Source organism: Pseudoalteromonas sp. SR45-1 (assembly GCF_014163655.1).
GTDB classification, from domain to species: Bacteria; Pseudomonadota; Gammaproteobacteria; order Enterobacterales; family Alteromonadaceae; genus Pseudoalteromonas; species Pseudoalteromonas distincta.
On sequence record NZ_JACJDR010000006.1, the window covers coordinates 107,791 to 133,098 of the forward strand.

23 protein-coding genes are annotated in these 25,308 nt (G+C 40.1%); 10 read left to right on the plus strand and 13 right to left on the minus strand.

Going from position 1 to position 25,308, the window contains the following annotated elements; genetic code table 11:
• Window positions 1-118: 118 nt before the first annotated feature.
• Together H5089_RS08030 and arfA are read left to right on the plus strand one after the other, a co-directional pair.
• Window positions 119-2,659 (plus strand): TonB-dependent siderophore receptor, encoded by a 2,541-nt coding sequence (locus tag H5089_RS08030; protein WP_182711938.1) that lies wholly within the window; start codon window positions 119-121, stop codon window positions 2,657-2,659.
• Between the two features lie 214 nt (window positions 2,660-2,873).
• Window positions 2,874-3,074 carry a ribosome alternative rescue factor ArfA gene (arfA, locus tag H5089_RS08035; RefSeq protein ID WP_024593211.1) on the plus strand — a complete coding sequence of 67 codons (201 nt, stop codon included), beginning with the start codon at window positions 2,874-2,876 and terminating at the stop codon, window positions 3,072-3,074.
• A 428-nt stretch (window positions 3,075-3,502) separates the two neighbouring features.
• On the opposite strand, the gene H5089_RS08040 is transcribed toward arfA, so the two are convergent.
• Window positions 3,503-4,459, minus strand: a complete 957-nt coding sequence (locus tag H5089_RS08040; protein WP_182711939.1) for a helix-turn-helix domain-containing protein — start codon at window positions 4,457-4,459, stop codon at window positions 3,503-3,505.
• Between the two features lie 220 nt (window positions 4,460-4,679).
• Between H5089_RS08040 and H5089_RS08045 the strand changes: the two genes are divergently transcribed.
• Genes H5089_RS08045 through eat form a run of 3 tightly spaced genes read left to right on the plus strand, consistent with a single transcriptional unit; the run spans window position 4,680 to window position 8,433 of the window.
• Window positions 4,680-6,086, plus strand: a complete 1,407-nt coding sequence (locus H5089_RS08045) for an ethanolamine ammonia-lyase subunit EutB (RefSeq protein ID WP_182711940.1) — start codon at window positions 4,680-4,682, stop codon at window positions 6,084-6,086.
• On the plus strand, window positions 6,083-6,970 hold the full coding sequence (eutC, locus tag H5089_RS08050; protein WP_182711941.1) for an ethanolamine ammonia-lyase subunit EutC: 888 nt from the start codon (window positions 6,083-6,085) through the stop codon (window positions 6,968-6,970). The genes H5089_RS08045 and eutC overlap by 4 nt, the downstream gene beginning before the upstream one ends.
• A gap of 59 nt (window positions 6,971-7,029) precedes the next feature.
• Complete coding sequence (eat, locus tag H5089_RS08055) at window positions 7,030-8,433, plus strand: ethanolamine permease (protein WP_138490161.1); 1,404 nt, start codon at window positions 7,030-7,032, stop codon at window positions 8,431-8,433.
• A 125-nt stretch (window positions 8,434-8,558) separates the two neighbouring features.
• Here the strand turns inward: eat and arfB are convergent, their stop codons facing one another.
• A complete protein-coding gene (gene arfB / locus H5089_RS08060; protein WP_002959105.1) occupies window positions 8,559-8,972 on the minus strand; it encodes an alternative ribosome rescue aminoacyl-tRNA hydrolase ArfB in 414 nt (137 codons plus the stop codon).
• 191 nt (window positions 8,973-9,163) lie between these two features.
• On the opposite strand from arfB, the gene H5089_RS08065 reads away from it, so the two are divergent.
• On the plus strand, window positions 9,164-9,736 hold the full coding sequence (locus tag H5089_RS08065; protein WP_182711942.1) for a short-chain dehydrogenase: 573 nt from the start codon (window positions 9,164-9,166) through the stop codon (window positions 9,734-9,736).
• 103 nt (window positions 9,737-9,839) lie between these two features.
• On the opposite strand, the gene katG is transcribed toward H5089_RS08065, so the two are convergent.
• A complete protein-coding gene (gene katG, locus H5089_RS08070; protein ID WP_182711943.1) occupies window positions 9,840-12,020 on the minus strand; it encodes a catalase/peroxidase HPI in 2,181 nt (726 codons plus the stop codon).
• 904 nt (window positions 12,021-12,924) lie between these two features.
• On the opposite strand from katG, the gene H5089_RS08075 reads away from it, so the two are divergent.
• Window positions 12,925-13,815, plus strand: coding sequence for a TPR end-of-group domain-containing protein (locus tag H5089_RS08075; RefSeq protein WP_024596284.1), 891 nt, complete (start codon window positions 12,925-12,927; stop codon window positions 13,813-13,815).
• A gap of 712 nt (window positions 13,816-14,527) precedes the next feature.
• Here H5089_RS08075 and deoD read toward each other — a convergent pair.
• Both deoD and H5089_RS08085 read right to left on the minus strand, forming a co-directional pair.
• Window positions 14,528-15,232: a purine-nucleoside phosphorylase gene (gene deoD, locus H5089_RS08080; RefSeq protein ID WP_024596283.1), complete on the minus strand. Its 705-nt coding sequence runs from the start codon at window positions 15,230-15,232 to the stop codon at window positions 14,528-14,530.
• Window positions 15,232-16,464, minus strand: a complete 1,233-nt coding sequence (locus tag H5089_RS08085) for a phosphopentomutase (RefSeq protein ID WP_024596282.1) — start codon at window positions 16,462-16,464, stop codon at window positions 15,232-15,234. The genes deoD and H5089_RS08085 overlap by 1 nt, the downstream gene beginning before the upstream one ends.
• Window positions 16,465-16,656: 192 nt before the next feature.
• Here H5089_RS08085 and udk point away from each other — a divergent pair, with 192 nt between their 5' ends.
• The 3 genes from udk to H5089_RS08100 all read left to right on the plus strand — a co-directional run bounded on the left by udk (window position 16,657) and on the right by H5089_RS08100 (window position 19,538).
• Complete coding sequence (udk, locus tag H5089_RS08090) at window positions 16,657-17,289, plus strand: uridine kinase (RefSeq protein ID WP_024596281.1); 633 nt, start codon at window positions 16,657-16,659, stop codon at window positions 17,287-17,289.
• A 17-nt stretch (window positions 17,290-17,306) separates the two neighbouring features.
• Window positions 17,307-18,533: a NupC/NupG family nucleoside CNT transporter gene (locus tag H5089_RS08095; RefSeq protein ID WP_039488805.1), complete on the plus strand. Its 1,227-nt coding sequence runs from the start codon at window positions 17,307-17,309 to the stop codon at window positions 18,531-18,533.
• A gap of 294 nt (window positions 18,534-18,827) precedes the next feature.
• The gene (locus tag H5089_RS08100; protein WP_080945063.1) at window positions 18,828-19,538 is read left to right on the plus strand and encodes an ABC transporter substrate-binding protein; all 711 of its coding nucleotides are present in this window, start codon (window positions 18,828-18,830) and stop codon (window positions 19,536-19,538) included.
• A gap of 2 nt (window positions 19,539-19,540) precedes the next feature.
• Here H5089_RS08100 and H5089_RS08105 read toward each other — a convergent pair whose 3' ends face one another.
• The 8 genes from H5089_RS08105 to H5089_RS08140 all read right to left on the minus strand — a co-directional run bounded on the left by H5089_RS08105 (window position 19,541) and on the right by H5089_RS08140 (window position 25,296).
• Complete coding sequence (locus H5089_RS08105; RefSeq protein WP_310735803.1) at window positions 19,541-20,323, minus strand: transporter substrate-binding domain-containing protein; 783 nt, start codon at window positions 20,321-20,323, stop codon at window positions 19,541-19,543.
• An 82-nt stretch (window positions 20,324-20,405) separates the two neighbouring features.
• Entirely contained in the window at window positions 20,406-20,615 is a 210-nt protein-coding gene (locus H5089_RS08110; protein ID WP_002959120.1) for a cold-shock protein, read from the minus strand.
• Window positions 20,616-20,855: 240 nt separating this feature from the next.
• Complete coding sequence (locus H5089_RS08115) at window positions 20,856-21,572, minus strand: hypothetical protein (RefSeq protein ID WP_182711944.1); 717 nt, start codon at window positions 21,570-21,572, stop codon at window positions 20,856-20,858.
• Window positions 21,569-22,309 carry an iron transporter gene (locus H5089_RS08120; RefSeq protein ID WP_182711945.1) on the minus strand — a complete coding sequence of 247 codons (741 nt, stop codon included), beginning with the start codon at window positions 22,307-22,309 and terminating at the stop codon, window positions 21,569-21,571. The genes H5089_RS08115 and H5089_RS08120 overlap by 4 nt, the downstream gene beginning before the upstream one ends.
• On the minus strand, window positions 22,296-22,649 hold the full coding sequence (locus tag H5089_RS08125; RefSeq protein ID WP_182711946.1) for a cupredoxin domain-containing protein: 354 nt from the start codon (window positions 22,647-22,649) through the stop codon (window positions 22,296-22,298). Before H5089_RS08125 ends, H5089_RS08120 begins: the two co-directional genes overlap by 14 nt.
• Window positions 22,642-23,955, minus strand: a complete 1,314-nt coding sequence (locus H5089_RS08130) for an ATP-binding protein (RefSeq protein ID WP_182711947.1) — start codon at window positions 23,953-23,955, stop codon at window positions 22,642-22,644. Before H5089_RS08130 ends, H5089_RS08125 begins: the two co-directional genes overlap by 8 nt.
• A 26-nt stretch (window positions 23,956-23,981) precedes the next feature.
• Window positions 23,982-24,641 (minus strand): response regulator transcription factor, encoded by a 660-nt coding sequence (locus H5089_RS08135; RefSeq protein WP_024595841.1) that lies wholly within the window; start codon window positions 24,639-24,641, stop codon window positions 23,982-23,984.
• Window positions 24,642-24,648: 7 nt separating this feature from the next.
• The gene (locus H5089_RS08140; protein WP_002959134.1) at window positions 24,649-25,296 is read right to left on the minus strand and encodes a hypothetical protein; all 648 of its coding nucleotides are present in this window, start codon (window positions 25,294-25,296) and stop codon (window positions 24,649-24,651) included.
• Window positions 25,297-25,308 lie beyond the last annotated feature (12 nt).

Below are 25,308 nucleotides of genomic sequence, written 5' to 3' on the forward strand. Positions count from 1 at the left end.
ATATTTAGTTTTTTTCATTTCTTTTTGTTTGCATATGTTGCTAGGATGTTTGCAACAGGTTATGAGCATCATAACCACACACATATTATTAAGAATACAAAAAAACAGGGTCGTCACTATGTCAACATACCGTTTAAACACACTTGCTGTAGCCGTTGCTTTCGCGTTTAGCGCACCAAGCATTGTTAACGCTGAAGAAGCACCAGTGCAAGCTGCTAAAAACATAGAGCAAATATCTGTATTAGGATCGCGTGTATCTAACCGTACCTCTACAGAGTCTTCTTCTCCTATTGATTTAATTGACGCGGATGATTTAACTAAAGGTGGTTTTACCGAATTAGGCCAAAGCCTTCAAGCGACAGCGCCTTCATTTAACTTTTCGCGTACACAAGTTTCAGACGGTTCTGATTTATTTAGACCTGCAACACTTCGTGGCTTACAACCAGATCAAACCCTTGTATTAGTAAATGGTAAACGTCGTCATAACCAATCAATTTTTGGCCTTAACGGTACAGTAGGCGCAGGCGCTGCGGGTACTGATATGAATGCCATTCCGCTAACGGCGCTTAAAGGTGTTGAAGTGTTACGCGATGGCGCTGCAGCGCAGTATGGCTCTGATGCTATTGCAGGTGTTATTAACTTATCTCTTAATAACTCAACCGGTATTACAACGGGTTTTGTACAATACGGCGGCACAAGTGAAGGTGACGGCGACACTATTTCAGCAGGTTTAAACCGTGGTTTTGAATTAGGTAACGAAGGCGGCTTCATTAACCTATCGCTTGAGTACCGTGATGCCGACGGCACTAACCGTGCAGAGCGCGATACGGGTGGTTCGCTTAATGTTGAACCAGGTACGCTAAGTGAAGATGTACGCTGGGGCCAAGGTAACTCAGAAAGTGAATTTACGTCGTTATTTTACAACATGGCATTACCAATGGGCGACGGCGAGCTTTACTCGTTTGGTGGCTACTCTGAGCGCACGGCGCTGGGTAATGGTTTTTACCGTAATTTTAACGAAGCCTCTAAAAACGTAACCCAAGTATATAGTGATGGTTTTTTACCGCGCATATATAACGAAGCACAAGATATTTCAGTAGCGCTTGGTTTTAAAGGCGATATAAACACAGATTGGACTTACGATGTATCGGCTGTTTATGGTGAAAACCAATACGATTTTACATCACGCAATACATTAAATGCTTCTTACGCGGCTGAGTATTTATTTAATAACCCAGATGCAAGCGATGCCGACATTGCAGCAAACTCAGGGCCTACTGGCGGTTACTCAGGTGGTTTTAGATTCGATCAAACAACGGTGAACCTTGATGTAAACGGTATTGTAGATACTGGCCGTAGTGAGCCTTTATATGTAACAGTAGGCGCCGAATACCGTAAAGAAAACTACGAAATAGTGCCTGGCGATGAAGCATCATACGCGTGTGGGTTAGCAAATATGGATACTTCGTACCCATCAGTAAACGATCCGGATCAATTTGCACAGTGTGGTTTTCAAGCTTATAACGGCCTTCGCCCTGAAGCGGCTAACGACAGCGACCGTAACAGCTACGCAGTTTATGTAGACGTAGAAACTATGATCACCGACGCATGGAACGTGAGTGGTGCGCTACGCTATGAAGATTTCTCAGATGCTGGGGATGATTTAATTGGTAAATTAGCAACACGCTATGAATTTTCAGATGACTTTGCAGTACGTGGTGCACTATCTACTGGTTTTAGAGCGCCATCACTTCAACAAAGTGGTTATACAGCTTTTACAACTAACTTAGGCTCAGACGGCACATTAACGCAGTCGTTCACGGCAAACACAGGGACCGCTTTCCCAAGTGCGCTAGGCGTAGATAGCTTAGAGCTTGAAACATCAACAAACTACAGCGCAGGTTTTGTTTACGATGTAACAAGCGAGCTTTCGTTAACGGTTGATTTTTACCGTGTAGAAATTGAAGACCGTATTACACTTGGCAGCTTACTTTCGGTTGACGATGTATCGTTTAGCTCAGAAGCGGTTGCAGCGCTACAAGCAACTGGTGCAGTGCAAGCTAACTACTTCTCAAACTCGGTTGATTCTACTACGCAAGGTGTTGATATTATTGCATCGTACCGCACTGAAGTTGAAGGCGGTAATTTAGGAGTAACCTTTGCAGGTAACCTAAACGATACTAAAATTGACAGCGTAAACGCAGAAGACGGTATTCCTGAAGCGGTTGCTTTTGACGATTTACAACGTAGCTTTTTTACCGACGGACAACCGAGCGAGCGTGCAACGCTTACGTTTGACTACGAACGCGATGCCTACACATCAACCATTCGCTTTAACTACTTTGGCGAAACAGACGTAAAATACTTTGGTAACGACCATATTTCATTACCTGGTGAGCTTTCGCCTACGGGGTCATTTAAACCAACAAGTACGGTTGAGTCTGCTGTGTTAGTTGATTTAAATGTTAGTTACCAAATTAATGACATGTTTGCGCTTTCGGTAGGTGCCGATAACGTATTTGACGAAACACCAGATGAATTAGGTGATGACGAAGTACTTAATTTTATCACCAACGGCGCATTTAAATACCCAGTACGCGCATTGCCATACGGCTTTGACGGCAGAACGTACTACGCAAAAGTAAGCTTTAGTTTTTAATTATCTTATAAAAAAGTAAAGCAAACTAAGTAATATTAAGCGCAGTTATTAACTGCGCTTTTTTATGCTTTTTTATTATAAAAAAGCATCTGTTGGGCATTAAAAATACTTGCGCGGTTGAAAATTAAGCCTACAATCGCCATCTCTTAAATAGGCTAATATAAAAGCCTCTTTATTATTTAACTTAAAATAACCATTAGTTGATAGGAAATATATGACTAAAAAATCTAAAGCAAAAACCGCAAGCAACAGCGCGGTAGACACCGGCCGAGGCGTTATAAACCACAATGCACTAGCGGCAATGGTCACCTCTAAATTATTTAAACCACAAGTAGTTAAAGCTAAAAAAGGCAAAGGCTCGTTTAAACGCAACAACAAGCATTCAGGACAAGAGTCCTATTTAATCGCGGCTTAAATAGCACCGATCAAATAGGGCTTTTGAATATAGTAAGCGAGGTTTTATACCTCGCTTTTACTTTTAGTTCTTTATTATTTTAACTTCCAAGCTGTCCTCTAAAAGCGCAGCGCCTCTAAACCTCTTTGTGAATAACAGCCCTTAAAATATGAATGCACAAAGAGAAGAAAAAGAGGAGCAAATGAGCAGACAAAGTCCATTTGTTTAAGTTATATGATATTTCACCACCGAGCTCACCGAGGCGCTGTGCGCTACACAAAGAAAACACGAGTAATGGTTAGTCACTGCTCTTTGTTTTCTCCTTCACTTCTCGGTGGTGATTAAGCTACTTGTTACTAATGCATCCGACTAAATGCAAAAGCGGTGCTTTTAAACGCCAGCAAGCTGCGCGTCTACAGGTGTTTATACTCAAGTTAGAAGTGTAGTTTTTAACCTTTAAAACTATTATTTTTAACTGTTTGTGATGGGTTTTCACCAAATAGTTGCGTGTAATCTTTAGCAAATTGTCCCGCATGCCAAAATCCCCAATTGGCTGCTATTACTGAAATTGGCTTATCTTGGTTTGGTTTTTTTAGTTCCCGCCTTACATTATTTAAGCGTGTTAAACGTAAAAACCGCAAAGGGTTAATTCCTAAAATACTCTCAAAGCTATACTGAAGTGTGCGCCTACTTACAAAGGAAAGCTCGCACAGCTCGGTTATGGTTATTGGGTTTTGTGGATTTGTGGCCACGTAATCTTTTACTTTATCTACTACGGCTTTGCGGTGTTTATAACTTGGCGCAATATTTTGCTGCGTATTGTCTGCTTGTAATAAGTGCAGTGCCAACATGTTTAGCATATCTTGTTGTGATTCGGTTCTAAGTCCAAAGCCCTTGCCTACAACCATGCTATTAATTATTTGTCTTGCCGTTTGCAAAGATGAGTTGCTCACCGATAAACGAGCTGATTGTGCAGATGCCAAGTTTTTCAATGTTACGCCTTGAAGCTGCGCCATATATTCAATTGAGTTCCAATCGATTACCAAACCATAAATATTAAATTGCTCAGGGGTTATCAACTCAAAGTCGTTATCACTGGTACGGCACATAAATTGATTACTTGCCACACTTAAACCATTAATTTTACTTTGCTGTGACTGACAAGGAATGCCGAGCCAAACCGAATTAGGGGCTATGTTACATTGCTGACGAAGCGCTCGCTCAGTGTATTCTTTAAACACATGAATATTGGCGTAATCCGTTTCTTCAATACAACCATAAAAGCTGCCGTCGCTCATTTGATCGTATTTTTGCTGCCATTGAGTAAGGCTATGCGCTTGCACGTCTATATCGTGTGTTTGCACCTTGCTCTTTAGTGGTGCGCTGAAGCTACTTTGCTGCGCCATATCGGGGATGCTCTTTTTCGTTACACTTTCATTATGCTTAAGTTAACACCGCTTTGCGTGTGTAACCAATTGAATTGGTTTAATAAATAATCTTTTGCCAAAATTCGATAGTTACTTGGTACAAAATAAGCTGTCTTGTAACTATTCAATATTGATTTATAGCTAAAGATGCAGCAAAACCTATACCAAGGTTGATCATATTAGTTATGTGGAGTAAATCATGGGGCAAGCGTACAGTTACACTTTAGGTACACATACTTATAAATTCAAGAACTTAGCCCAGTTAATGGCTAAAGCTACACCGCAGCGTTCGGGTGATCGCTTAGCGGGCGTAATTGCACAATCAGCACAAGAACGTGCTGTGGCACAAATGACATTGGCGGATATACCTCTTAAAACATTTTTAAATGAGGTACTTATTCCCTACGAAGATGACGAAATTACACGCTTAATTATTGACGATCACGATGCAAATGCCTTTATGGCTATTGCACATTTAACCGTAGGCGATTTTCGTAATTGGCTTTTAAGTGACTTTGCAACACCTGCTGTACTTGCAAGTATAAGGCAAGGTATTACGCCGGAAATGGCTGCTGCTGTTAGCAAAATAATGCGCAATCAAGATCTCATATTAATTGCTAAAAAGTGCCATGTTACGAGTGCTTTTAGAAATACTATTGGCCTCCCCGGGCGTTTATCTACACGTTTACAACCAAATCACCCAACTGACGATATTAATGGTATTGCTGCATGCATGCTTGATGGTTTGCTATACGGTAATGGCGATGCAGTAATAGGTATAAACCCTGCAACCGATAACGTTGCCCAAGCCATTAAATTAATGACGTTAATGGATGATGTTATTCAAAAGTACGCCATACCAACCCAAAGCTGCGTGCTCACCCATGTTACTAACACCATTGAATGTATAGAAGCTGGCGCACCGGTTGATTTAGTATTTCAGTCGATTGGTGGCACAGAGGCTACTAATTCAAGTTTTGGTTTTAATTTAAATACCTTAGCTGAAGCGCAAGATGCGGCTTTGAGTTTAAAGCGCGGCACTGTTGGCAATAATGTAATGTATTTTGAAACTGGGCAAGGCAGTTCGCTTTCAGCAAATGCGCATCATGAGCTTGATCAGCAAACGTGTGAAGCTCGCGCTTATGCCGTTGCTCGTAAGTTTAACCCGTTACTGGTTAATACCGTGGTGGGGTTTATTGGCCCTGAATATTTGTTTGATGGTAAGGAAATTACTCGAGCAGGACTTGAGGATCATTTTTGCGCTAAGTTACTAGGTATACCGATGGGGTGCGACGTGTGTTACACCAATCATGCAGAGGCCGATCAAAACGATATGGATAACTTGCTAACGCTATTAGGCGTTGCAGGTTGCTCGTTTGTAATGGGAATACCTGGCTCTGACGACATTATGCTTAATTACCAAACTACGTCGTTTCATGATGCATTATATGTTCGTCGTGTTCTTGGCTCTAGACCCGCCCCTGAGTTTGAGGCATGGCTGAGCAAAATGAAAATTATGCAAAGCACTTCCGATATTACACTTTCAGATACTTTGCCTCCCGCTTTTGCCAAACCTCTGGGTGCAATTACTGGAGGTGGCTCATGAAATCAAGTTCAAAACAGAGCACTCCTTTAGATAACTCAGTAAACGAGCATAAAAATAACGGTAATGTAGTGCACAACCCTTGGAGTGATTTACGCCGCTTTACCGATGCGCGTATTGGTCTTGGCCGCGCCGGTATAAGTTTGCCAACCTCAGAAATGCTGGCTTTTCAGCTATCTCATGCACAAGCGCGCGATGCAGTGAGTTTTCCGCTTGATATTAACGAAATGACTGAGCAACTAGGCAGTATTAGCGTATTAAAAGATGTTGCCCCTCCCCTGCATTTACACAGCCAAGCTGTTGACAGGGTTACTTACCTTCAGCGACCTGATTTAGGCCGCAAGCTTGATGAAAATGGTAGGCAAATACTTCTCAGCTATATGAATAAACTAAAGCACACTACACAGGCTAAATACGATTTAGCGATTGTAGTGGTTGATGGACTCTCCTCGTTAGCGGTACAAAAAAATGCATGCCCATTTATAACAGAGCTATTAGCGCACCTTACAACAGACAAGCAATTTAAAATTGCCCCCATTACTTTGGTTGAACAAGGTCGAGTAGCAATTGGCGACGATATAGGTGAGTTGCTAAATGCGCAGGTGGTTATGGTGTTAATAGGAGAGCGCCCAGGACTTAGTTCGCCAGATAGCCTTGGCTTGTATTTAACATGGGAGCCTAAAACAGGACTTAACGATGCATGTCGTAATTGCATATCGAATATTCGCCCAGCAGGCCTACCTTATACAGAAGCGGCTAGGCGTGCGCTGTACTTATTACGTGAAGCTAAAAAACTAAAACTAACTGGGGTTAATTTAAAAGACCGTACACAAGACGATGTAATTGAGCATCAGGTTTCAACCACTAACTTTTTAATTGCTGAGTAATTTTAATTAAAAACACATGAAATAAAACAATAAAAACTAAACATCAACGGAGAAGGGTTATGTCTACTAATAATACAGAGTACCTTGCTAAAAGACAGTTAAAACGAGGTACTGCGGGGTGGTTATTACTCGCAGGTTTGGGTGTGTCGTATGTAATATCGGGTGACTTTGCAGGTTGGAACTTTGGTATTGCCGAAGCGGGTTGGGGTGGCTTTGCCATTGCTGCAGTGTTAATGGCAGTTATGTATTTAGCGCTGGTATTGTCGCTTGCTGAAATGTCAGCTGCAATACCTGCAGCAGGCGGTGGTTATAGTTTTGCGCGCCAAGCTATGGGGCCTGCGGGAGGCTATTTAACCGGGCTTGCGGTATTAATTGAATACGCCTTAGCACCCGCTGCTATTGTTATTTTTATAGGCTCTGCAGTTGAAGCCCTTACCGGATTTAATGGACCATGGGTATATGCATTATTTTACTTACTATTTGTGGGAATTCATTTAGCAGGCGTAGGAGAAGCACTTAAAGTAATGATGGTAATAAGTGGTTTAGCAGTATTAGCTATTATTGCAACGGCTTTTGTTTTAATTACAAATTTTGATGCATCACGCTTATTTGACGTCCCCGTAACCGATGCAGTGGGAGCCAGTGAGTTTTTACCTTTAGGTTGGTACGGGGTTTGGGCTGCATTACCGTTTGCCATGTGGTTATTTTTAGCGGTGGAAGGTGTACCGCTTGCTGCAGAAGAGGCAAAAGATCCCGCTAAAGATGTGCCAAAAGGCATTATTGGTGCAATGATCTTTTTGTTATTTACTGCTTTTTTAGTTGTTGTTTTAGTGCCTGGCGCTGGCGGTGCTGCTGCAATGGGCGCAAGTGCTGTACCTTTGGTTGATGCATTAAATGCATCGGGTAGTGAGGGCTTAGCAACTGTAGTAAATATATTAGGGCTTGCGGGTTTAGTTGCTTCGTTTTTCTCTATTATTTATGGTTATAGTCGCTTAGTGTTTGCTTTATCTAGAGCCGGATATTTATCGCGTTCGTTGTCGATTACAACTAATCGCAAAGTGCCAGCACGTGCGTTGATTGTACCTGCCGTATTTGGTTTTTTAGTATCACTTAGTGGCGAGGGTGATTTAATACTTGCAATGGCTGTAGTAGGTGCAACTGTATCGTATGCATTAATGGCGCTGAGCCATATTTTGCTACGCGTTAAACAACCTGATTTACCTCGCCCGTATAAAACCCCAGGGGGCGTAGTAACTTCAAGTATCGCTTTAGTGCTTTCGCTTATAGCATTAACCGGTGTGTATGCGTTCGACCCTCGTGCATTTTTATACACTATAATGCTGTTTATTGTGGGCGCCGTATATTACTTTGGCTACAGCTCAAAACACTTAGTTGCTAAAAGCGCTGATGAAGAGTTTGCAATGTTGGCAGATGCAGAATCTGATTTAGAGATGGCTAAGTAAATATTAATAGTTATTATAAGTGAGGCTAACCCTCACTTATATTTTTATACAAGCAATACGGTGTAAAAATAGTGCATGCATGTAAATATCAAGCCCCTTATCTACTTTATTAATATCATTTAAAGCTAAAACTTTATGCTGCCGCGTAGCGCTTTGTTTTGCCCATGCTTGGTTTTTTTGTCCATGCGCTTTCGCTGTGAATTACGGCTGGGCTTGGTGGCTCGACGCGCTTTATTAACTACCGTAGCACTAAGGATTAAATCCTTTAAACGCTTAAGGGCATCTTCTCTGTTTAGCTCTTGGGTACGGTGGCTTTGCGCTTTAATGATTAAGACGCCGTCTTTGGTAATTCTTGTATCATTTAATGCAAGTAAGCGTTCTTTGTAGAAGTCAGGTAATTTAGAGCGGTTAATGTCAAAACGTAAATGAATTGCACTTGCTACTTTATTAACATTTTGACCACCGGCACCTTGCGAACGAATAGCTGTGAGCTCTAGTTCCCATTCATCGATAGTGACAGTATTTGAAATTGTTAACATTGTGTTCAGCTCTATTTGTCAAAAATACATTATATCATCAGTACATTAGCTTGTGGTGAATCAACTAAATTCTTAGAACTTAAATAAATTCTCATAAATTGTACTATAAATCAGCCAATATTTTATTTTGTGTTGGCAAGTGTTGCTTATTAGCTTCTAATTGGCATTACTTTAATACTAGGAAATGCTCAATGAAAAAAATACTTGTATCACTTAGCTTATTAGCGATGAGTTTCTCAAGCCTTGCAGAGGATATTAACGAAGGTCAACTTCAAAGCTATATGAAAGCACTGCCAGCTGTGACTAGCTGGGCAAGCAGCCAAGAGTCGTTAAAAGACTTAGATTTAGCAAGTATGCTAGGTGGTTCTGCAGATCAAAGTGTTGACGAACAAAGCTCTTTAGCTAACAGTGCATTAAGCATGATTAAAGAACAAGACCTATACAAAAGCTTTGCGAGTGTTACAAACCGTTACGGTTTTACGCCAGAGCAGCTAGTAACTGTAGGTTCTGAAGTATCAATGGCTTATATCGAAAATCTTAAGTCGGGCCTTTCGGCTGATAACCAAGAAACTGCTAATAAAGTAATGGGCGGTTTTCAAAGTATGAAAAGTGCTAAAGATAAAGGCGCTAGCTCATTAATGGGTTCGTTTGGTAAATCGTCAAGCGCAGCTGAGGAGTCTACAGAATCTTTAGTAAGCGAAAACAACCTTGAACTTGTGAGCGAATATATGCCACAACTACAAAAGCTTTTTGCACTTTTATAAGTTTTATTGCTTTAAAAAAAGCGGGCTTATCTAGCCGTGAAATTAAAACGCATAAAAAACGGGGGAGTATTCAATACTCCCCCGTTTTTATTTAACGTACAGATTATTTAAGATCGAACCTGTCTGCGTTCATTACTTTTACCCATGCATTTACAAAGTCATGTACAAAACGTTCTTTATTATCGTCTTGTGCATAAAACTCACTTAGGGCACGTAAAATAGAGTTTGAACCAAACACTAAATCTACGCGTGTGGCAGTCCATTTAATAGTGCCTGTTTTGCGCTCAACAATATTATATATACCTGGCTCTAGTGGCTTCCAGTTGTTAGCCATGTCGGTTAGGTTTACAAAAAAGTCGGTAGATAGCGTGCCTACATTATCGGTAAATACGCCATGTTTAGTGCCTGCGTAGTTTGTGCCTAGTACACGCATGCCGCCCATAAGTGCAGTCATTTCTGGTGCTGTTAAGCCCATTAATTGGCTGCGCTCTAACAATAGCTCTTCTGAGGATACGCTAAAGTCATTTTTAAGGTAGTTTCTAAATCCATCATGAACAGGCTCAAGCGGATCGAACGATTCTGCATCAGTCATTTCGTCTGTTGCGTCCCCTCGTCCTGGTGCAAATGGTACTGTTACATTAACACCGGCTTGTTTTGCAGCTTGCTCTACAGCCGCTGTACCACCTAAAACGATTAAATCAGCCATGCTTACTGGCTTAGATAAACCCGCCTGTACTTTTTCAAGGGCACTAAGCACACTTGCTAAGCGCTCTGGCTCATTACCTTGCCAATCTTTTTGTGGTGCTAAACGAATACGTGCGCCATTTGCGCCACCGCGTTTATCAGAACCACGATACGTACGTGCACTATCCCACGCTGTATTTATTAAATCACTTGCACTTACACCGCAATCAAGTAGCTGTGCTTTTAAGCTTGTGATTTCATCGTCTGATAATGTGTAATCAACTGCTGGAATAGGATCTTGCCAAATTAGGTCTTCGCTTGGTACATCTTTACCTAAGTAACATGCTTTAGGACCTAAATCGCGGTGAGTTAGCTTAAACCATGCGCGTGCAAATACATCAGAGAAGTATTCAAAGTCGTTATAAAAACGCTCAATTATTTTACGGTACGCAGGGTCCACTTTCATGGCCATATCGGCATCGGTCATCATTGGGTTTAAACGAATTGATGGATCTTCTACGTCTACTGGTTTGTCTTCTTCTTTAATATTTACAGGTTCCCACTGATGAGCGCCAGCTGGGCTTTTAGTGAGTTCCCATTCGTAATTTAAAAGTAAGTGGCAGTATCCGTTATCCCATGTAGTTGGGTGTGTGGTCCATGCGCCTTCAAGGCCTGAAGTTACAGTATGACGACCAAAGCCGCCTTCTTTGGTGCTGTTCCAACCTAAACCTTGCTCGTGTACGTCTGCTGCTTCTGGCTCTGGACCTAAGTGCTCTGCTTTACCATTACCGTGAGTTTTACCTACTGTATGGCCGCCCACTGTTAGCGCTGCGGTTTCTTCATCGTCCATTGCCATGCGAGCAAATGTTTCACGTACGTGATCTGCCGTTTTTTGTGGATCTGGTATACCATTAACACCTTCAGGGTTAACGTAAATTAGGCCCATTTGTACTGCGGCTAATGGGTTTTCCATGGTGTCTGGTTTTTCTACATTGTCGTAGCGTTCATCACTTGGTGCTAACCATTCTTTTTCTGCACCCCAGTAAATATCTTTTTCTGGATGCCAAATGTCTTCACGGCCGCCCGCAAAACCATAAATTTTAAGACCCATTGATTCGTATGCCATATTACCAGCAAGAATAAATAAATCGGCCCATGAGAGTTTGTTACCGTATTTTTTCTTAAGTGGCCATAAAAGTCTGCGTGCTTTATCTAAGCTTGCGTTATCTGGCCATGAATTTAAAGGCGAGAAACGTTGGTTACCGGTACTTGCGCCACCACGACCATCAGATAAACGGTACGTACCCGCTGAGTGCCATGCCATACGAATCATTAAACCACCGTAATGGCCCCAATCGGCAGGCCACCAATCTTGGCTGTCGGTCATAAAGGTTTTTAAGTCGGCTTTTACTTCGTCTAAATCTAGAGATTTAAATTCTTCTGCGTAGTTAAAATTAGTGCCGTATGGATTTGATTTAGTATCGTGTTGATGAAGAATGTCTAAGTTGAGTGTGTTTGGCCACCAATCGGTGTTTACTTTAGAAACAACTGAATTACTACCGTGCATAACAGGGCATTTACCCGCTGTTGGCTTGCTCATTGTGAAATCCTTAAAATAGAAAAGTAAAATACTTAATCAATCAGTATTATTGCTTATGTGTTTATAACTTTTTAAAAAGTAACGGTTATTTTTATTTAATAGGCTTACTTTTTACTCAGCGTGCCTACCTAAGTGCTTACGTATCCTTAATATAGGCGTATAAATTATGCTACGCCAGCCTCAACATACTATTTAAAACGATTGCTCCAATTTATATTTTTGATTGCCCTTACGTTAACGATGTATTTAACAATAGGCTTAAAGTGGCGTTTAAAATAATAGTAAAAAAGTCAGATGGCGCGCATATAAAGCATTACGCAAAATAAAAATTCAAAATCGGTGAATTAACCTTAATCTTTTTACTAGACCTGTGATCGAATTGAAAAATTTCGGCGTAATAGTATATGAAGGGTTTGAAAGTGGCTTTAGTTTACTAAAGCGCACATTGGAATACCCCCCTTCACCATGAAATTGTAGTTAGATAGTTATAATGATAAAGGTGCATTACTTAAGCCCAATGCACCTTTACTTTATAAACCGAATACTTTGAGTATTCTTATATTTTTAACTAGTTGAATTGAATTAAGTATTTGTTCATAAAGATTCAGTTAGTATGAAGTTGTTCTCCTGTGAATCCCTACGACATATTGTTGTTTTAAGCAGTTTTTGCCAGCTCACCTTGAGCTGGTTTTTTTTTGCCTATTTTTACTCAAATTACCTGAGCATGGGTAATATGCTCACGCTTTACCCTATTATTGCTAAGCTCACTAGGCTAAATAAATTTTACAACTATTGCTCCTATCTAAATTAGGTCAATTTTAATCCACAAAGAACAACACGCCCTAGTGCCATTAAGCCCTGCATGTTAAAGTTATTACAGTAATTAATTTAATTAGGCGTACCAATGCGTTATTACCTATCTGTACTTTTTGTTTGTTTAAATTTGTTTTCAGGCATAGTGAACTCTGCTGAAAAGCAACCAGCTTCACCTACAGCACAACAAGAGCAACAAGCTCTTCAACAACTCAAAGAGCCTATGTATAAGCCGCTAATGGAGCGCTACATATTAGATGAGCTAAAAGCAGTTAGGCAAGATCAGCAAAAGCTTCGTGAAGATGTAACTAAGCAGGTTACTCATGCGCAGCTTGATACTGCCGATCGCGCATTAACGTACACTACAGATACCATTAATAATGTGTTTTTTATAATTACCGCTACGGCGTCGATTTTAGTTTTAGTGGGTTGGAACTCGTTGCGCGATGTTAAAAACAAAGTAGAAGATATTGTAAATACGCGTGTGAGTGTAATTACAGACGAGTATGAAGACCGATTAAAAATTCTTGAAGAAAAACTACGCGTTCGCTCAGAAGAAATACTCAGCAACCAAGAGCGCATATCGGTGACTAACGAAGTTCATTCGTTGTGGATGCGCGCAAACCTAGAAAGTGATTTTGCAAATAAAATTGAAATTTTTGATGAAATACTCAATCGCAAACCTGAAGATGTTGAAGCCATTGCTTATAAAGCCGATGCACTACTAGAAATTAATGAAACAGCACAAGCCATTGAGCTGTGTAATCAAGCTATTGATATAGATAGTGACTATGGTTATGCCTATTGGCAACGAGCATGTGCTTATGCACTAACACATAAGCATGCTGATGCCTTAGCCGATATTAAAATGGCACTTGAATACTCTCCAAACTTACGTAATGAATTATTACATGAGAGCGCATTTGCAAGCCTGCATGACAACGACAGCTTTAATACGATAGTGGCTGGTGAAGTTGTTTAAGCACTCAGAATTTGGCCTGTATGATTAGGCGCAACACCATAAAAAAGGGCCTTGGCCCTTTTTTTGTTTTTAAAGGTAAAGTTTGTTGTGTAATTAGAAGCTTAACTGCGCTCTACAAACTCAGCTCTAGCGTAGAGCTAAGATCAAAAGTGATTAATTCACAAAGAGGTTTAGAGACGCTGCGCTTTTAGAGAAGAGCTTAGAAGTTAAAATAATAAAAACAATCAGAAACTGTGCTTCTAACATGAGCAACAAGTCATACTCTAAACTTGGTATAAACACAGCTATTCGCGCAGGTTACAAGCTTTTAAAGCAACGCTTGTACTTTTATAATGCCGAGTCAGCATTGGTTTTGCTCTTCTCATTTGCTCCTCCTTTTCTTCTCTGCGTGCATATTGTTTTTTAGGGCTGTTATACACAAATAGGTTTAGAGATGCTGCGCTTTTAGAGTAGTTAGCTTAAGTGCTTCTCGCGCGAGCAAGCTTAGTGCCTACCTGAGAAACTTACACTCAGCAGTTTAATTTACCTGTAGACGCGCTGCTTGCAGGCGTTTAAAAACGTAGTTTTTAGGATGGTTGAATTAAATGCTACCCATTTTCTTCAGGCATAAAAAAAGCCGCATAAAATGCGGCTTTGGAGGTTAGTCTCACTTCACTTTGGGCGTGTCTCCAAAACTTAGTGAATACGTTACCAAGGAACTGTTATGTATTATTTAAGCTATTGACTCTAATGCAATTTTAACCATTTCGTTAAACGTGCTTTGACGCTCATCAGCAGGTGTTGCTTCACCGGTGATTACGTGGTCACTTACTGTAAATAATGCCATTGCATTTGCGCCGTATTCAGCTGCAACGCCATATAAACCGGCTGTTTCCATATCTACTGCTAGCATGCCTAACTTGTCTAAGTCTTTATAGAACGAGTCGTCTGCTTGGTAGAAAGTGTCGGTTGTAAATACGTTACCTACTTTTGCCTCTATTCCTAGCTCTTTAGCGGCGTTTACACCGTTTAAAAGTAGGTCAAAGTTAGCAATAGCAGCAAAATCGTAGCCACGAACACGTGCTCGGTTTACATTTGAATCTGTGCTTGCACCTTGTGCAAAAATTACGTCACGGATTTTGATATCTGTGCCAATACCACCACACGTACCAATACGTATAATATTTTTAACGCCAAAGCTTACAATTAGCTCACGTGCATAAATAGACATTGATGGAATGCCCATGCCTGAACCCATGATGCTTACTGGCTTACCTTTGTAAGTACCAGTGAAACCGTACATGTTACGAACACCTGTAACTTGTACTGCATCATCTAAAAAGTTTTCAGCAATATATTGCGCACGTAGCGGATCGCCTGGCATTAATACTGTTTCGGCGAAATCACCAACGTTTGCACTGATATGCGGAGTACTCATTAATTGTTTTCCTTTTTATTTGGCGTTGTTAGCTCATTTAAAAAGCTGTCGCCGTAATCAAGCGCAGATAAGTTAAACCACTGTGCCAGTGTTTGACCGATATCTGCAAAGCTGTTGCGTTCACCTAGTGGTGTGTTACTCATACCTGGTTTATATGCAATAACCGGTACGTATTCGCGAGTGTGCTCAGAACCTGGAAAGGTTGGGTCACAACCGTGATCTGCAGTGATCATTAATATGTCATCTGCGTTTAACTGCTTTAGTATAGTTGGTAAATAGTCATCAAATTCTTTTAATGCTTTTGCATAACCTACTGGGTTACGGCGATGACCAAATTTTTCATCAAAATCAACTAGGTTAGTAAAGATTAAGCTATGATCTGGTGCGCTTTTCATTACTTCGCTGGTTTTTTCTAGCAAGTTCATAAGCCCAGGTGCTTTATGCTTTTGGGTTATGCCCTGATGCGCGTAAATATCTGAAATTTTACCAATACTAATTACTTCGCCGCCGTCTTTTGCTAACACATCTAGCAATGTTGGTGCTGGCGGAAGCACTGAATAGTCGCGACGATTACCCGTTCGAGCAAAGTCTTGGCTATTTGAACCCAAAAATGGCCGCGCAATCACTCGTCCTATATTCATTTCATCAAGTAGCGCCCGTGCGATTTCGCAAACTTGATAAAGCTTCTCTAGGCCGAATGACTCTTCATGCGCGGCTATTTGAAACACGCTATCAGCTGAGGTGTAACAGATTGGTTTACCTGTTTTTACGTGCTCTTCACCTAGCTGTTCTAAAATGGTTGTTCCCGATGCATGGCAGTTGCCTAAAATGCCAGGAATACCAGTACGAGCTATAAACTCGTCTATAAATTCTTGTGGGAAACTTGGCTGTGTTTTTGGGAAATATCCCCAATCAAATAACACAGGTACTCCTGCCATTTCCCAATGACCTGATGGCGTGTCTTTTCCGCTAGATAATTCTTTAGCGTAACCCCATGCCCCTTGAGAAGCTTGGCGGTCTGAAATTAAACACGGTTCTCCACCGGCAGCTTCACATGCATCCACTAACCCAAGTTTTGATAGGTTAGGAAGCGATAATGCAGCGCCTGTTTCGTCGTAATATGCTTTTAGTAAGTGAGCGAATGTATTAGCCCCAAGATCGCCGAATTTATCTGCATCTGGTGCTGCACCGATTCCTAGGCTATCTGCCATTAAGATAATTGCTCTTGCCATTTTGACCTCACTTTGATTCTAGGTGGTTACTTTATCCGCTGATCGATTTTTCCGTACAGGACAAAAGTCCTGTTTCATAAAACCTAAACATTATAAATTTGCATTCTTAAGCGAAGCAAAAGAGATTAATCGTGTCTTTTTTGCTATTGTGATCTACCAACAATATATCCTTCTGTGTGGGTGAGAACTTTAGTGACACGAACTACTATTATAGCTATTGCAGGCGCGTCTGCGTCGGGCAAATCTCTTTTTAGCCAAACTATATACAATGAATTGGTTAATGAGCTTGAACCAGGCGCTATCGCCATTATTGAAGAAGATGCTTACTACAAGGATCAGTCGCATTTACCGATGGCGCATCGTACGCAAACGAATTACGACCATCCTGATGCATTTGAACATGCGTTAATGCTTGAGCATTTAACACAGCTTCGTAGTGGAAATTCAGTTGAAGTACCAACGTATGATTATGCACAGCATACACGTAGCGAGAAAACTCGCCGAGTGCCTGCTGCTAAAATACTCATTGTTGAAGGTATTTTATTATTGAGTGACAAAGCGCTTAATAAAGAATTTGATATTAAGGTGTTTATAGATACGCCTTTAGATATTTGCTTAATGCGTCGTATGCAACGTGATATGGAGCAACGAGGCAGAACATTACAATCTGTTGTTGAGCAGTATCAAGCAACTGTTAGACCGATGTTTTATCAATTTATTGAGCCTTCTAAGCATAACGCAGATTTAGTTGTGACTCGAGGCGGTATGAACCGCGTTGCGATTGATATAATAAAAAGTAAGATAAAATATTTACTACAAGAATAACAACGGGAAACATTTGTATGACAACATTTATGAGCTTAGTGGGCATGTGTGTGCTACTAAGCATTGCCTTTGCGGCATCAACTAATCGCAAGGCAATTAATTTAAGAACCGTTGGTATAGCATTTGCGATGCAAGTTGTTATTGGCGGTTTTGTCCTGTTTTTTGAAGCAGGAAAAAATGTGTTAACGAGCATGTCAGCAGCCGTATCGTCGGTTATTGGTTATGCAAACGACGGTATTGGGTTTTTGTTTGGCCCACTTGCCTCACAAGACACATTAGGTTTTATTTTTGCGATTCAAGTTTTGCCCGTTATCGTGTTTTTCTCAGCACTTGTTGCTGTGTTGTATCACCTTGGCATCATGGATTGGATAATTAGGATTTTAGGCGGCGGTTTACAAAAATTATTGAAAACCTCTCGCACAGAATCGCTTTCAGCGACAGCAAATATTTTTGTTGGCCAAACTGAAGCACCGCTAATAGTTAAGCCATTTATAGCAACAATGACTAAATCGGAATTGTTTGCAGTGATGGTAGGTGGCTTAGCCACTGTGGCAGGCTCTGTAATGGCCGGTTACGTTATTATTGGCGTAGATCTTAAGTATTTAATAGCAGCGAGCTTTATGGCTGCTCCAGGTGGTTTTTTAATGGCCAAGATGATTGTGCCAGAAACTGAAACGCCTAAAGATAACTTAGCTGATTTAGATTTAGATGACGAAGATAAGCCTGTAAATGTAATTGATGCAGCTGCATCAGGTGCAGCAAACGGTATGCATTTAGCACTTAATGTAGGTGCAATGTTACTTGCTTTTGTAGCGCTAATTGCACTACTAAACGGTTTATTAGGTGGTATTGGTGGGTGGTTTGATTACCCAACATTAACGCTTCAAGAAATATTAGGTTATGTATTTGCTCCTGTTGCATGGTTACTAGGTGTGCCATGGGATGAAGCAATTATAGCCGGCAGCTTTATTGGTCAAAAGATAGTAGTGAACGAGTTTGTTGCTTACTTAGACTTTATAAATTATCGCGATACGTTAAGCGCGCACACACAAGCAATTGTTACTTTTGCTCTATGTGGCTTTGCTAACTTATCATCGATAGCCATTTTACTAGGTGGGTTAGGCGGTATGGCGCCTAGTCGGCGGAAGGATATCGCACGCTTAGGGCTCAGAGCAGTGTTAGCAGGATCTATGGCTAACCTTATGAGCGCAGCAATTGCTGGGTTTTTCCTCTCGCTAGCTTAGAAACTTATTGAGATGAACACCGGTGTTGCAAAACAAGAGGATAGCGCTTTAAGGGGTTAAAGCTCTATCTGACTTGAACGATACTTCACCAAGGGCCGCAAGGCCCTTTTATCGTTTTAGGCCTTCCACATTTATACACTCCCCCACCTTTAAGCTATTTAACCTTATTTATGGTTATATATAACTCAAATAAACCAATATCTTAGTAACAAAGTCACATAAATATTTTTTGTGTTTTTCGTATTTTCAGCCACACTTATATTACTTAAGCTAACCGACTAACGATCCGCTATTGTGAAATATATTCTTTATTCTCTTTTTTTAATTTGCTCTGTGTATGTTCAAGCAAAAGAACCCATCCTTGTTGTTACAGAGTTAGCACCGCCAAACCAGGTGTTGATTGATGGTGAGGTAGCAGGTGAAGGTACTCAATTTATTAGGGATATATTTGCTGAGGCTGATCTAACACCTAACATTCAAATGTACCCTTGGGCACGTGCTTATAAAATTGCAGATGAGCTTAAAAATACCTTTATATACAGCCTTGCACGCACTGTAGAGCGAGAAGACAAATTTTATTGGATAGGACCTGTCGGACGTTTTGAACTAGGCTTTATTGGCCTATCAGAGCGAGATGATCTTATTATAAACACTACTGAACAAGCCAAAGTGTACAAAATTGCTATGCAGCGCAATGATTTTTCAACACAAACCCTCGCAAAACTGGGGTTTGAAGTTGTTTTAACCTCTGATATTCAAAAGTCATACTCTTTACTACTCGCTAAAAAAGTAGATTTAATTGTAGACGATCCTTTATATATGCAGCAGATGAGTGATTATCTAAAGCTCAAACCAGCACACTTAAAGTTTATTTATAAAATAGATGAGCTAACAATTGATGCTTATTTAGCTGCGAATAAAAAAACAGATATGCATTTAATAGAATCACTGCAAGCTGCATTTTTAAAAATAAAGCAAAAGAAAGGGCTGCCTTACTGGTACTAACATTAGCGCTTATAACGTTTTTTATAAGCCGAAAAGTTATCCTTCTTTTTAAGCTTTTCAAACTCCCTATTAAAACGCTCTACAATGTAATTGGGTACTGATTTATTAAACGCGATGTAGTTACCTGCTATCTCAGGTAATGGTAATTCCTGCAGCCTAACGACATCGTCTTCACTATACCCAAAAGGCGAAAGTTGATAACCAATGGTGTATTCAGAGCCTAAAATCAAATCTATTTTACTATTTAAAAACAAGTGCATATATTGCTTTTCATCACCTATGGACAAAAGGTTTTTACCTGCTTCAAACCCTACTTTTTTAATTATGGATTCGTAAATATCCCCTCTTACGATAGCAAGTGAAAACTGCTTTGCTTCATTTAAGCTATTCATTTTTAACTGAGTATTTTTTTTAAGTTTATAAAAAAATGTTTCACTGGATGCCAAAGGCCCTACCCAATTAAAAATAGGCGTTCTTTGAGATGTTTTAGCGATAGAGATAATACCTGAATGCTTATCTTTTTGGGCTAGGCTGTAAGCACGTTTCCAAGGAAGTATTTTAAATTCACAGGTAATGTCTGACGCAATGCATACATCTTTTACAATATCGAGATTTATGCCAACAAGTTGACCCGCTTTGTTTTCAAAATTGTATGGCGAAAAGTGCTCAGTGTAGACCGTGAGCTTGAAACCTTCAGCCTGTGCGTAATGACTGATAAATATAAAAACAAGTATAAGGAAGGATTTAATGATAACGATACCTACTGATGAACTTACATTAATAATAGGTGCAGCTTAGGTTGAGTCAAATTTCAGACACAAAAAAAGCGCCTTAAGCGCTTTTTTTCATTTTACTTAAAAAGTAAAATTATACAGCTGTGATGTTATCAGCTTGTGGACCTTTTTGACCTTGTGAAAGAGTGAACTCTACACGTTGGCCTTCAGCTAAAGTTTTGAAACCTTCGCTTTTGATTGCTGAGAAATGTGCGAAAACGTCTGGGCCATTTTCTTGCTCGATGAAACCAAAACCTTTAGACTCGTTGAACCACTTAACTGTACCTGATACGATGTTAGACATTGTAATATCCTGATATAAAATAAAAAATATGCTCATAAGAGCGGGTGTAGCAAAAAATGAGATGGTACTTTAAAAACTTCAGGACGGTACTACAAGTATTACTTATACAACATCGAAATGGAGATTTATAGCTTACATGCTTTCTTTCTAGCTGCAGCCCACTATATAGATTTTTTAAAATATGTCAAGTACCTATCTATAATCAGAGTGATAAACAACCAAAGCCGCTTTCCTTGGTTATTAAAATTCAAATTCTAATGCGAGCCTAAAACTATGATTTTTTTCTGATTGGCTTATCTCAGTGATAAAACCCGCTTCCCATTTTAACTGCTTTTGTCCATCAAAACGCTGCAAACCTATAAACCCAGGCCCTATGCCAACAAAGTCTTCTCCTACGTACACCTCAATAGATGGCTGAAAAGCAGAACGATATCGATAGCGATATTGCGCTCTAAACTCGCTTTCCCATTCATTTTGTATATCCTGCCCCCACTCGTAAACCAAAAAAGTATTCATAGTTAAGCTTGTTTTGCCAAACTCTTTTTCGATCACAAAACCCGAAGTTGCTTCATACACATCTTCATTATGTTTTTTTTCAAGCTCAAATAATGCCCCCCAATCAGCCCATAATTTACCTTGCTCAATTAATTGCCAACGTAGCTCAAGCTCATAAGCTTCTAAACCAAAGTCGCCGTTATCGTCTCGCTCACCAACTATGTAACCTTCTAGTGCCATTGTATCGTTAATAGCACCACCGCCACCCAAACGCTGCGCTAGTATGTTGCCACTATCTGTTTGGTGCGACACTAATCGCCACTCAAACTCACGCTCAAAAGGCAAAACATAGGGATGGTATACCTTATCAACAACAATACCATCGGCCTTTGCTTGGATTGAGAATACCAACAAACAAAGAGCGGTAAAACTAAGCGCTAAATATAGGTTAAGTGCTTTCATACACGTTCCTTAGTTATTGAAGCTGGAATAACGTAACAAAGTAATAAAAATAATACGCTGCTTGTACTATATATAAGTACACTCATTAAATCAGGAGTGGCCTCGTAACCAACCAGAGCACGCAGTACGCGGCCTAGCTCAGAGTTTTCGCTTAACAAATTACGTAAATCCCACACTGTTGAGGTGTTGGTAATTAAATCTATTTGACTTGCCAAATCCAGTGCAACTAATAACTTAGCCGCGCTGTTAAAAGCAAGCAAAGTAAAAAGCAGATACATACCAAAGCGGTACTTAATTGCATTCATTAAAAAGTACAGCAATACGCTAAAACTTAAACAAATCCCAACACCTAATAAAGTGCCAATAAATAAGCTTTGCCCTGCATTACTATTTTGCCAAAAACTGGTGAGGTAAATAATATAGTGGCTTAAATACAGCGTTATTGTGCTTATAACTGCGATATAAAATGCCGCTGATATTTGCTTTAGTGCAAATACCAATACAGCAATAAATATAGTGATACATAGCCCTATTTGTGAGTACTCTAACCCTTGGTGTTTAAACCATTGGCTCACCCATGATGCGCTTTGCATGTACAAAAACGACATGAGCGCGCCAATTAATAAAGCAGACCCTATTTTTAAAGCGCTTTGTTTTTTAACTACTTGTAGTAGCACTAATAAAATAGCCACCGGTAGTAATTGATTAAGGCTCATGACTAAACTAGTTATTAGCATGCTGCGCCCCTTCATCGCTAACTATTACAACGCCCCTTGCTGTATTGGGCGAAAACTCACCAAAAAACTCGTAATGCCCTTTACTTAGCGGTCCTATATAAATAATGCTTTTACGATTTGGGTAGAGTACTTTTTCTCTGTTTAGATCAAAGCTATCAAACTCTTCTGGTGTGCTGTCTTGGTTTTCTATCAATAGTTTTACTTTTTTATTCGCGGGAATGGTAATTTGCGAGGGATAAAACAAATGATCTTTTAAAATAATAAGGTACTCTTTACTCGCCGCGTTAAACGACAAAAATAGCAAACAACAAAGGCACCGATTAAATAAACGTTTAGTCACTTTTTACTCCTGTAAAAGTAACCTTAACGGTTAGTCCGCCTAAAGGGCTATTCGCTAAATGAATAGTTGCGCCATAAATAGCAATTATGTGTTGAACAATCGCCATACCTAAACCGGCACCTTGCTCGCCTGATGGATGCTGATCGCCACCTACGCGATAAAAGCGATTGAATATTCGCTCTTTTTGCTCTTCAGTCATACCCGCACCAGAATCATCAATTTGCCAACTAAAGCCGTTATTACTTGATACTAATTTAATTATAATTTGACCATTATTGGGTGCGTATTTTATGGCATTGCTAAGTAAGTTAGCGATAAGCGTGGTTAATGTAAACTCATCACCATTAATAATAAAATCATCGCCTTCAAGACTAATGGTTTGGTTTTTTTCATCTATTTTGTCGTATTGCTCCGATACGACTTGCTGAGTAATCGTTAGTAATGATTGTTCGCTAAACTGCCTCTGCCATTGTTCAGGCTGGGTGCGCCCTAAAATTAGCATTTGTTCAACAATATTACTTAAGCGATTAATGCCCTGCGACATAGCTTGTAATTCTTGATGGTCTTGCAGATTACTTTGTTTATTAGCCAAATTATGTACGTTAATTTTTAAACTACTAAGTGGAGTACGTAATTCGTGAGCTGCATCTGAGGCAAAAAATCGCTCCCGTAAGTAGGCTGTTTCTACGCGTTTAAATAAGACGTTTAAACGATTAATAACAGGTTTAATTTCTTCGTCAGTTACTTGCCAGTTAATTGGCGTAAAGTCGTTAGCTTGGCGAGACGCCAACTGCTTAGATAATCGAGTAAGAGGGGCTAATGCGTATTTAACAAAAAAGCTAATAAAAATAGCAAGCAGAGGGACTGCCCATAGCATAGGTAACATTGCAGATAAAATAACGGCTTCAGCTAATTCAAAACGCTTTGCCATAGGTTCAGCAACGATGATTTTACGGGTGTTTTTACTCATCACAAATACCCGCATACGCTGCCCTGCTACATTGGCCGTTTGAAAGCCCTCGCTAAAACTAATTTGGTTATTCGTTAAACTCGATGAGCCACTAAGTAAATTATTATTTTGCCAAATTTGATACAACAACTGAGCGCTATTATTACTTACTTGTACTGCATCTGTGCTTAGTGCCAATGGTTGCTCAATTAAAACGCCAGCTACTATTTTAAGTTCATCATCAAGCAAACTTTCGCCGTGGTGCATACTTTTTTGATAGCCTTTTACTAATGCTAAAAAGCAAGTTAGCACCATCATTGAAAGTAAAATTAAGGTCAGACGTTTACGAATAGACATTTTCAACCTCGAAAAACAAATACACTCTAACGCTTACCAACCACGTAGCCAATGCCACGTAAGGTTTTAATAAAATCACTAGGGAATTTTTTACGAAGATGATGAATATGCACCTCTATGGCATTAGAGCCAACTTCTTCACCCCATTGGTAAAGTTTGTTTTCGAGTTGTTGTTTTGATTGTACCCTTCCCTGATTTTCCATCAGCGCTTTTAAAAGCATGTATTCTCTTCGCGGTAGCGTAAGTGACTGCCCACTTAGTTTAACTGTATGAGCAGAGGTATCCATTACTACATCACCACAGCGCAATAAGCTTGACTGAGTTTGGTTAATGCGCCGGCTTGCTACACGTAATCGAGCAAATAACTCAGCAGGGTCAAACGGCTTTGCAAGGTAATCATCTGCCCCCATATCGAGCCCTTGGACTTTGTCGTCAATACTGCCGCGAGCAGTTAAAATAACCACAGGAATAACTTTTTTTTGCGCTTTAATATGCTTTAAAACTTGCGAACCGTCGCCATCAGGCAATCCTAAATCGAGAATAACAAGCTCAATCTCACCACTAGAAAGGCACTCTAAGGCGTGCTTTACTGTGCCACTGTGCTCTACGCTGTAGCCCTCTTGGCGCAAAGAGCGAATAAGCCCTTGCGCCACTAAATGATCGTCCTCAACGAGTAATAAATGCATTATGTGTTTATCTTTTTAATTTTTTATCTACTTTTGCCAATAGCTGACTTATTGCTTGTTGACGATATTTATCTGCTTTTGCCCGAGTATCACGAATCCCAGCAGCTTGTGCTACAAGTAGTCGTGCTTTAGCTTGTTTATAATCGCCTTCGTCATACAAGTATTCACCGTATAAGTAATTAGTATCAATGCCTTCGAGATTAAAAGCGAGCGCTTGTTTAAATAATTTTTCAGCTTTGTCGTCATCACCAAAACCAATTGGCCAGCCAGGTACTTTGCTATAAAGCGTTGCAAGGCTTGCGTAAGCTGAGCCATTTAATGCAGTGCCATCAATCGAGAGTGCATTTTCGAGTGACGCTTTTGCTTCTTTTGCTAAACCAAGTGCGCCCAAGCCCCCTTTTGCGCCAGCAAAACTAGCTAACACAATGCCATTCCAAATATGTGTTTGCGCTGAGCTTGGATAGTTTTTAACAAATAATGCGCTTTGCTCACTTAGTTGCGTAAACGCGTCTATTTGCGCATCGTCTTCAAGTTCGTAATTAGCAATTGCCCACTTTTGTTGAATATCGGTTAAGTCTTGCGCTTCATCTGCGTGTACTGCAGTTGCAAATACAGAGGTTAGTATTAAATAAAATGTGAGTGTAAATTTATACATAATTTTGCCCTT

Coding starts and splice junctions, on each gene's coding strand:
- H5089_RS08140 (WP_002959134.1), bottom strand. CDS start 25,296: ATGTATAAATTTACACTCACATTTTATTTAATACTAACCTCTGTATTT.
- arfB (WP_002959105.1), bottom strand. CDS start 8,972: ATGTTAACAATTTCAAATACTGTCACTATCGATGAATGGGAACTAGAG.
- eutC (WP_182711941.1), top strand. CDS start 6,083: ATGAAATCAAGTTCAAAACAGAGCACTCCTTTAGATAACTCAGTAAAC.
- H5089_RS08075 (WP_024596284.1), top strand. CDS start 12,925: ATGCGTTATTACCTATCTGTACTTTTTGTTTGTTTAAATTTGTTTTCA.
- H5089_RS08110 (WP_002959120.1), bottom strand. CDS start 20,615: ATGTCTAACATCGTATCAGGTACAGTTAAGTGGTTCAACGAGTCTAAA.
- eat (WP_138490161.1), top strand. CDS start 7,030: ATGTCTACTAATAATACAGAGTACCTTGCTAAAAGACAGTTAAAACGA.
- katG (WP_182711943.1), bottom strand. CDS start 12,020: ATGAGCAAGCCAACAGCGGGTAAATGCCCTGTTATGCACGGTAGTAAT.
- H5089_RS08135 (WP_024595841.1), bottom strand. CDS start 24,641: ATGCATTTATTACTCGTTGAGGACGATCATTTAGTGGCGCAAGGGCTT.
- H5089_RS08130 (WP_182711947.1), bottom strand. CDS start 23,955: ATGTCTATTCGTAAACGTCTGACCTTAATTTTACTTTCAATGATGGTG.
- arfA (WP_024593211.1), top strand. CDS start 2,874: ATGACTAAAAAATCTAAAGCAAAAACCGCAAGCAACAGCGCGGTAGAC.
- deoD (WP_024596283.1), bottom strand. CDS start 15,232: ATGAGTACTCCGCATATCAGTGCAAACGTTGGTGATTTCGCCGAAACA.
- H5089_RS08040 (WP_182711939.1), bottom strand. CDS start 4,459: ATGGCGCAGCAAAGTAGCTTCAGCGCACCACTAAAGAGCAAGGTGCAA.
- H5089_RS08065 (WP_182711942.1), top strand. CDS start 9,164: ATGAAAAAAATACTTGTATCACTTAGCTTATTAGCGATGAGTTTCTCA.
- H5089_RS08120 (WP_182711945.1), bottom strand. CDS start 22,309: ATGCTAATAACTAGTTTAGTCATGAGCCTTAATCAATTACTACCGGTG.
- H5089_RS08095 (WP_039488805.1), top strand. CDS start 17,307: ATGACAACATTTATGAGCTTAGTGGGCATGTGTGTGCTACTAAGCATT.
- H5089_RS08045 (WP_182711940.1), top strand. CDS start 4,680: ATGGGGCAAGCGTACAGTTACACTTTAGGTACACATACTTATAAATTC.
- H5089_RS08115 (WP_182711944.1), bottom strand. CDS start 21,572: ATGAAAGCACTTAACCTATATTTAGCGCTTAGTTTTACCGCTCTTTGT.
- H5089_RS08085 (WP_024596282.1), bottom strand. CDS start 16,464: ATGGCAAGAGCAATTATCTTAATGGCAGATAGCCTAGGAATCGGTGCA.
- H5089_RS08030 (WP_182711938.1), top strand. CDS start 119: ATGTCAACATACCGTTTAAACACACTTGCTGTAGCCGTTGCTTTCGCG.